Here is a 7,891-nt window from a genome sequence, read left to right as displayed (position 1 = left end):
CCACTTTTGTTTTACCCACAAGTAAACAACATAAACTAGCGTAAGTGTTTTAACGCTGTATCTTTTTGTCGGCATGTTTATTCCCATACAGCACTCTTGGTCGGCGCCGTTTTAATTGCCTGAGCCAGCCAGCTGTATCTTGGAAATCATGCGAGTGGGAATCGTGACTGGAGCATCTCGGGGCATAGGTGCCGTCTTCGCCGATAGGCTCGGGCAGCTACGTCCAGACCTAGATGAAATCTGGTGTATCTCTCGTAGCTACAACGATGATTCTTCCAGCGAGGCCGCTGAACACTCTAGGACCCAAGGTTCGCGTCTTCGATATCTTCGTCTAGACCAGTCCGATGATGATTTTGGCGATAAGCTCCGGAATCGTGTTGAGCGCCATCACGCGACGATAGTTTATTTAATCCTCAATGCCGCGTACGCGAATTATGGCGATGTTAATACCCAGGACTTTTCGCGGGCTGATCAAATGATACAGACGAATATTCGCGGAACGGTCGCAGCGGTTTACTCTCTAAACGATTTATTCGAAGAGGATGGCCACATTATTCTGGTTTCGTCGATCTCGGCTGTAGCACCAACTCCAGGGCTCGCGGTGTACACAGCATCGAAAGCGTTTATTCGGCATTGGGGTATCAGCCTTAGGGATGAATTAAGGCCTAATGGTGTAACTGTAACTATTTGCTACCCGGGAAAGGTTAAGACCAAGGCGCTCCGGGACGTCGTGAAGCAGGCGAAGTCGGTGAAGTTGCGTCTTATGCCTGAGCAGAATCTCAGTTATCTGGTGGAGCGCACGTTACGTGCAGCGGAGAGCGGCCGAGCGGAGGTCGCACCCGGTCTATATGGTCTGGTGATGGCTCTATTTAAGGCTGTGCCGAAACGTGTGGTGGCTCGATTCGCGCGGTTAGTTTGAGGCCCTCTAGTTTCGCGGTATCAAACTTTCGTTTAACCCCCTGGGTTTAGTCCATGTAGAAGCCAGTGTTTTCTGAGTAGGCTACGAAGTATGCGTAAGTTATTCACAGCCGCTTCGGTCTACCTCGGTCTTGGTCTGTTTTCTGGCGTTTTCTATCGTGAATTTACCCGTGCGATGGATTTTGGCGATAAAACGCAGCTCAATACGCTGCACACGCATTTCCTTGTCCTTGGCACGATCTTTTTCTTGGTTGCGCTGGCATTGGATGGTCAATTCAATATTTCAGCTGTCAAGGGCTTTGATCGCTGGTTCATTGTTCAGAATGTCGGCATTGTTTGGACGATCGGCATGATGGTGGCAAACGGTATTGTCCACGTTGTTTCAGGCCCGGAGGCCTGGGGTCCGATGTACTCGGGAATTGCAGGACTCGGCCACATTATCCTGACGGTTGGCTTTGTGTGGTTCTTTATGCTTCTCAATAAGGCGCTGAAGAATCGTGAACGCGTGGATCGCAAGGCCAACGCAGCCGTATAAATTTCCAGCGGAAATGCGTGAGTCGGATAGCTGATTCGGCCTAGGCGATAAGGCGAAATAAAACCCCGTGCAGAAACTATATCTGCACGGGGCGCTTTCATATAGCGGCGACTATTCGTCTGCGATAGCGGCCAGAGGTGGTGTCTTTGCGGCCTTCTGACCAGGTCCGAGAGCAGCAATAACGCCTACAAGCGCAGACCCAAGCAGCATGAGAACAACCTGCAGCCACGGTACCGCAATAGTATTCAGGCCCTCATCCTTCAGCACGGTCAGCAGTGACCAGCCAAGGAACAAGCCGAGGACAATACCCACAACCGCGCCGAAAATGGAGATTTCCACAGATTCCAGGCGAATCATCCGGCGAATCCCCGAGCGCTGCAGGCCGACGGCTCGAAGCATGCCAATCTCCTGGCGGCGCTCGACAACTGAGAGCGCGACAGTATTGATAATTCCCAGAATCGAAATGATGACCGCCAGTGCCAGCAGTGCGTACACGATTCCCAGCATGACATCGATAGAGGCATTAGCCAGGCCCGCAAACTCCTTGACAGTCATCACTTGTACTACGAGGTAGTCTGCAACGGCGTCGCTAAGCTTTTGCTTCATTTCATCCAAGGAGCCGCTGTCTGCCGCGATAGAATCGGAGACATCGACGTAGGTCTGGAAGGGCAACAGGTGACTGCTCTTGACATATTTATGGGCGGCTTCGTAGGAGACAAAAATCGACTGGCCTGGATCTCTTGTATCAGCAAAAATGCCGGTGACAGGGAGCCGTGTTACGCCGCCTTTGGAAACTACTGCAAGTTCAGTGTCAACGTTCCAACCATTCTTTTTCGCCGTTGATTCGCTGATGACAATTCCCGCATCCGGCATAGCTAGGTCAAGGGATCCTTGGAGGGCGCGAGTGCCGTACCATTTGCCGACGTTGGAGTTGAAAACCGACACATTGCTAGATTCCGGTCCGACTTCAGTTTGTTCGCCGTCGGCAGTCATCATCGTGGCGGCTTCTTCAGGCGGGATCACCAGTAGGGCACCAATCGACAACGTTGCGGTGTCTTCGACGCCACCGATATCCTTCACCGCGTCCTCGACACCAAGAGGCAGGGCCGAATGCGCAGTCAGAGGCGGTGAGAGCACGAAGTCAGCCGTCAGATTGGTCTCTGACCACTCATTGACCGCTTCCTTCATGGACACGCCGAACATGCCGATCACAGTCACCAGCGCAAGTCCGAGCGTCAGTGCAAACGATGTGGTTCCCGTTCTGCGCGGATTGCGGTGAGAGTTCGTTGCCGCAAGCTTGCCGACGGTTCCAAAAGGCGCACCTACGACGCGCCCCAGTCCTCCGATCAGAGGCATGGACAGTGCAGGGCCGACAAGCCAGACGGAGGCTACGGCCATCACCGCACCGACACCAACGAAGATGGCGCGAATCTTGGTTTCCGCGTCGTTCCACTGCAATGCCCAGGCAATGATTGCAATAGCAGCGGATGCCAGCACTGCGCCGGTCCACGTCCGAGCACTGAGACTATTGCTGGTTGTTTGATCTCCAGAGCGCATGGCTTCCACAGGAGGGACCGCGCCAGCGCGGGCGGCCGGCGTCCAGGCGGCAATCATGGTAATTACCACGCCGACAATGAGCGGCACGATAACTGCCACCGGTTCGAATGTCAGGCCGTCGCCGGGCATGGAGATACTCATGGCATCGAGAAGCATGAATAGCCCCTGGCTCAGCCCAAATCCCGTGATTACACCTAGTGCGGAACCGATGAGGCCAACAATGAATGCCTCCAAGAGGACTGACCCAGTGAGCTGCCGTCGTGAAGCACCGAGGGCGCGGAGGAGAGCGAATTCCTTCATGCGCTGAGTGACCAGCATGGTGAAGGTATTGGAGATGATGAAGATGCCGACCAGCAGACCGATGAGCCCGAAAGCGATGAGGAAGTAGTTAACAAAGCTTAAGGCGGAGGAGACACGTTCGGAAGCCTCGTCGGCGAGCTTAGAGCCGGCCTCTACCTTGAGCTCGGGGAACGCGGCCGCGATGTCACGGGTGAGTGCGGCGGCGTCGGTGGTGGAATCGGCAGCGAGGGTGAACATGTCCATATGGCTGTCCGCGCCGTAGAGCTCTCGCCACTGATCTTGGGTGAAAAAGACTGTGAGATAGCCGGTTTCGTCGATGGAGGTATCAGCGATGCCGACAACCTTCACCGTCGCCCGCTCGAGACGGGTGGCCACCTTGATTTCAGTGCCGACGTGGAGGTTGCCGAGTTCGGCGGTGGTGGAATTGACGACCACCTCACCTGGTGCTTCCGGTGCGTGTCCCTCGGTAATCGTGACCTTGTTGCCCACTGCTTCGGCCGCTGGATAGTAGGGAAGACCCAACGATGGCGAACCATTGGTCTGAATCGGCTTGCCATCGGCTCCCGTGGCCGTAATGCTGTTGTTGGGATTGCCGATGTTGAGGGCGCGCACCCCAGGGAAGTTCTCTACCTTCTGTTCAGTTTCTTTGGTGAGCGCACCGGGATTGTCAGGGGCCGTCACCACCACGTCGACACCGTCATAAGCGGTACTCATTGCGCCCTTAAAGGCCTTGTCCAGCGATGATGTGAACACAAATGCGCCGGTGATGAAGGCCGTGCCCAGCACGACCGAAATAATTGTGAGCACGAGGCGCAACTTGTGCGAGGTGATGTTGCGCCAGGCGACGCGGCTCAGCGTGGAAGACGATGATGCCATGGGGGAGATGACCTGCCTTCCTAAAGATTCTCAATATCTGCCATGCGCGCCAAGATATCGGTGGGCGTGGGATTGCGAAGCTCGTCAACCACGCGGCCATCCGCGAGGAACACAACACGGTCTGCGTAGGACGCAGCGGTGGCATCATGCGTCACAATGACGACGGTTTGGCCGATGTCATCAACCGCATCGCGGAGAATCGTCAATACCTCACGAGATGAGTTCGAGTCCAAGTTGCCCGTCGGCTCATCGCCAAAGATGATCTCCGGCCGGCTGACGATGGCACGCGCACAGGCGACACGCTGCTGCTGGCCACCGGACAGTTCCGAGGGGCGGTGCGTAAGCCGTTCTTTAAGCCCGAGGCGTGTGGTGATTTCCTCGAACCACTGCTTATCCACCTTCCGACCAGCGATATTGATAGGCAGGGTGATGTTCTCTGCCGCCGTCAACGTCGGCACCAGGTTGAAGGACTGGAACACAAAGCCCAGGCGATCACGCCGCAGCGCCGTGATTTCCTTGTCCGACAGCTTCGACAGATCCGTCGTGCCGATGTACGCGCTTCCCGACGTCGCGGAGTCCAAACCGGCCATGCAGTGCATCAATGTCGACTTACCGGACCCGGACGGGCCCATAATCGCGGTGAACTCACCAGCGGCAAAAGAGATATCGACATGGTCCAGTGCAGTAACAGCGGCATTGCCGACACCGTACTTCTTGGTGAGCCTCTCAGCGTAGGCCGCCGCTGGTGGGGCGGAATGCTCCAAAGAAGATTCAGCGGATGATTTAGCGGATTGTTGTGCATGCTTGGCAGACATGGGGGAGGGGGTTCTCTTCTAATTAGATTTGATCAACGGCGAATTAATATCCGGCAGCGAAAGCGGATTGAAAACGCTGCGGCGGGAATGGAACGTTCGTTGTTCACCAGTCACGGGGTCAGCGAAACTCATTTCTACACAGACCAGGTGCAGGGGCTCCGAGGTATTCTCGGCCTCCAGCGGCAGAATCTCCGGGTAGTACTGGTCGCCCAGGATGGGAAAGCCCAGCTCACTCAAGTGCAGCCGTAGCTGATGAGTGCGTCCGGTGATGGGTTTCAATTGCCACAGCGCAACGCGACCACTGTCGGCAGCGAGGTCGTCGGCGTCCGAAGGCACGTCGACAAGCGAAATGTGCTCGATGATGGTGTGGGCGTTTGGCTCGCCCTCGAGAGTATAAGCCTGCATCTGGCCAGCAACTTTGTGCTGTCGTGTGCGCAACTCCAGCGGGGTCTCGGGCAGGGCTTCGCTGGTCGCGCCAGCGATGGGTGTGGGCGATGTCAGCGCGTGATAGCGCTTAGTAACTTCCCCAGATGCGAAAAGCCCCTGGTAGGCGCCACGAACTTCGCGCCGGGCGGTAAAGATGAGCAACCCCGACGTCAGTCTGTCGAGGCGATGCGCGGGAACCAACTCCGGATTTCCCAGCTCCCGCCGCAGGCGTACGACAGCGGTTTCCGTGATGTGTCGGCCGCGTGGCATCGTTGCCAAAAACGACGGCTTGTCGACGACCACAAGGTTGTCATCTTGAAAGACAATCGGCATCGGCCCCGCGATTGTGCGCTCCGGTGCCGGGGTGCGGTAAAACCACATTTCCGCGCCGGGCTTCACCATGTCATCTGGACTGTACGGCACTGAGTTGGCGCGAACGACGAGTCCATCTGCAAAGCGTTTAGCTACGGCCGCTTCATCATCGTCCGGGTGGCGATGGGTTTGACCTGCGATAGCGCCTGCGAGCAGAACCCACGCACGGGTGGGGGCATCGCCATGACGCCCGGGAGCGGCGATGCGGGATGGGTTGAGCCCATCGCGAATGGGCAGTGGCATGCGACGCATACGGCTGACTTTAACAGGTGCCCCGGATTCATCTGGCAGGCAAGCGGAGTTGCTGTGGCAGAGCGGTGTTGGTATCGCCCCCAATGGCGTAGGTGGACAACATTCTGCCCTGTCGGTCGCAACATAATGGGGGTAGGGTGGAGGTGAAAGTAATAAAAGGGTTGGCTCGGAAGAGCTGACCATATAGCAACGCTTGTCCATTAAAATGGCGTCCAAGCAGGTGCGATAGGTGTAGCTGCGTTGCGGTCTGGCCGCGGAGAGCCAATTTTTATGGATCGCATAATAAGGAGGCAATCAATGCCAAGGCAGAACATCATTGTGTGCGCGGTCGACGGCTCAGAGGCGTCCAAGACCGCCGTCAAGTGGGCCGCTAACACCGCAGTGAAGCGCGGTGAGCCACTCCGTCTGGTCAGCAGCTACTCCATGCCACAGTTCCTCTACGCAGAGGGCATGGTTCCGCCGCAGGAGCTTTACGACGATCTTGAGGCCGAAACCCTGGAGAAGATTAACGAGGCCAAGAAGATTGCCCTCGACTTCGCACCGTCGGTAGATGTCAGCCACCAGATTGAAGAGGGCAGCCCGATTGACATGCTGCTCGACCTGTCTGAGCAGGCAACCATGGTGGTTATGGGCTCTCGCGGTCTGGGTGGGCTCTCTGGCATGGTCATGGGTTCGGTTTCCGCCGCTGTTGTTTCCCACGCATCGTGCCCGGTTGTTGTTGTCCGCGAGGACAACCTGGTCACCGATGAGACCAAGTACGGCCCGGTCGTTGTCGGCGTCGATGGCTCCGATATTTCCGAAAAGGCAACGGAGTACGCATTCCGTGAGGCCGATGCCCGTGGTGCAGAGCTGATTGCAGTTCACACCTGGATGGACATGCAGGTACAGGCTTCCCTGGCCGGTCTTTCTGCAGCTCAGAGCCAGTGGCAGGTTGTGGAAGAGGAGCAGAAGGCTCTGCTCGGCCACCGCCTGGAGAAGTACGCTAAGAAGTACCCGGACGTGGCCATCAAGAAGGTCGTTACCCGCGACCGCCCGGTTCGTGCTCTGGCTGATGCCTCGGAAGGCTCGCAGCTGCTGGTCGTCGGCAGCCACGGCCGCGGAGGCTTCAAGGGCATGCTGCTCGGCTCCACCTCGCGTGCACTCCTGCAGGCGGCTGCTTGCCCGATGATGGTCGTCCGCCCGGAGACTGACGCCTAAAGCGCCCTTCGAGGAGGCTGAGAAAAGACGCCGGTGCCGGTCGTGGAGGTGCGTTTAGCGCCGAGAACAGAAACCGTTACCGAATATTTATAAGTAGAACCTAGCCGGTTTCCGACATGTCTCGGAGATCGGCTTCGGTTTATATAAATGGGGCCTCTCGTCTGCATAAACCCCGTTTTCATGCAGAAAGTACAGATTCTATAAGGGTTTTCCTGTGGTTATCCGACTGTTATCTCGCTAGTTTCCCAGTGGCCGAAATGGCCTGATAGTGCTTGCAGTAGGTGCAAGATATTTTGGAAAGCCTTATAGTTGAGTCAGAACGATTTCGGAAAGGAATATCTATCATGAACGAGATTCTTCTTGCTGCCTCCTTTAGCCCCTCTCTGGGCTTCTTCGGCTGGATTATCATCGGTGGCCTTGCCGGTTGGATTGGTTCCAAGATTATGGGCACCGATGCTTCGATGGGTGTCGTCCTGAATATCGTCGTCGGTATTGTCGGTGGCTTCCTCGGCGGTTGGCTGCTCACCCTGTTCGGCGTTGATGTCGCCGGTGGTGGAATGATCTTCAGCTTCCTTACGTGTCTGCTCGGCGCCGTGATTTTGCTGTGGATTGTCGGCCTGGTTCAGAAGCGTAAGTAAACCAA

The 7,891-nt window shown here is 56.4% G+C and carries 7 protein-coding genes; 4 read left to right on the top strand and 3 right to left on the bottom strand.

Annotated elements, in window-relative coordinates; all coding sequences use genetic code 11:
- Positions 1-154: 154 nt before the first annotated feature.
- Both HMPREF3011_RS04355 and HMPREF3011_RS04350 read left to right on the top strand, forming a co-directional pair.
- A complete protein-coding gene (locus HMPREF3011_RS04355; protein WP_210401638.1) occupies positions 155-919 on the top strand; it encodes an SDR family NAD(P)-dependent oxidoreductase in 765 nt (254 codons plus the stop codon).
- 90 nt (positions 920-1,009) lie between these two features.
- Complete coding sequence (locus tag HMPREF3011_RS04350; RefSeq protein ID WP_038627034.1) at positions 1,010-1,453, top strand: DUF2871 domain-containing protein; 444 nt, start codon at positions 1,010-1,012, stop codon at positions 1,451-1,453.
- Positions 1,454-1,564: 111 nt separating this feature from the next.
- On the opposite strand, the gene HMPREF3011_RS04345 is transcribed toward HMPREF3011_RS04350, so the two are convergent.
- From HMPREF3011_RS04345 to HMPREF3011_RS04335, 3 genes are read right to left on the bottom strand one after another with little or no spacing between them, the layout of a single operon-like run.
- The gene (locus HMPREF3011_RS04345; RefSeq protein ID WP_070841201.1) at positions 1,565-4,186 is read right to left on the bottom strand and encodes an ABC transporter permease; all 2,622 of its coding nucleotides are present in this window, start codon (positions 4,184-4,186) and stop codon (positions 1,565-1,567) included.
- Between the two features lie 20 nt (positions 4,187-4,206).
- Positions 4,207-5,001, bottom strand: a complete 795-nt coding sequence (locus HMPREF3011_RS04340; RefSeq protein ID WP_187402759.1) for an ABC transporter ATP-binding protein — start codon at positions 4,999-5,001, stop codon at positions 4,207-4,209.
- Between the two features lie 18 nt (positions 5,002-5,019).
- A complete protein-coding gene (locus tag HMPREF3011_RS04335) occupies positions 5,020-6,051 on the bottom strand; it encodes a pseudouridine synthase (RefSeq protein WP_038627031.1) in 1,032 nt (343 codons plus the stop codon).
- Between the two features lie 297 nt (positions 6,052-6,348).
- Between HMPREF3011_RS04335 and HMPREF3011_RS04330 the strand changes: the two genes are divergently transcribed.
- Both HMPREF3011_RS04330 and HMPREF3011_RS04325 read left to right on the top strand, forming a co-directional pair.
- Entirely contained in the window at positions 6,349-7,248 is a 900-nt protein-coding gene (locus tag HMPREF3011_RS04330) for a universal stress protein (RefSeq protein WP_016421688.1), read from the top strand.
- A gap of 344 nt (positions 7,249-7,592) precedes the next feature.
- Entirely contained in the window at positions 7,593-7,886 is a 294-nt protein-coding gene (locus tag HMPREF3011_RS04325) for a GlsB/YeaQ/YmgE family stress response membrane protein (RefSeq protein WP_016421687.1), read from the top strand.
- The last annotated feature ends 5 nt before the right edge of the window (positions 7,887-7,891 follow it).

The sequence above is a fragment of the Corynebacterium sp. HMSC074C04 genome, from assembly GCF_001838295.1.
Classification (GTDB): Bacteria; Actinomycetota; Actinomycetes; order Mycobacteriales; family Mycobacteriaceae; genus Corynebacterium; species Corynebacterium amycolatum.
The sequence above is the reverse complement of the archived record's forward strand: the minus strand, read 5'-3'. Positions and strand labels throughout refer to the sequence as shown.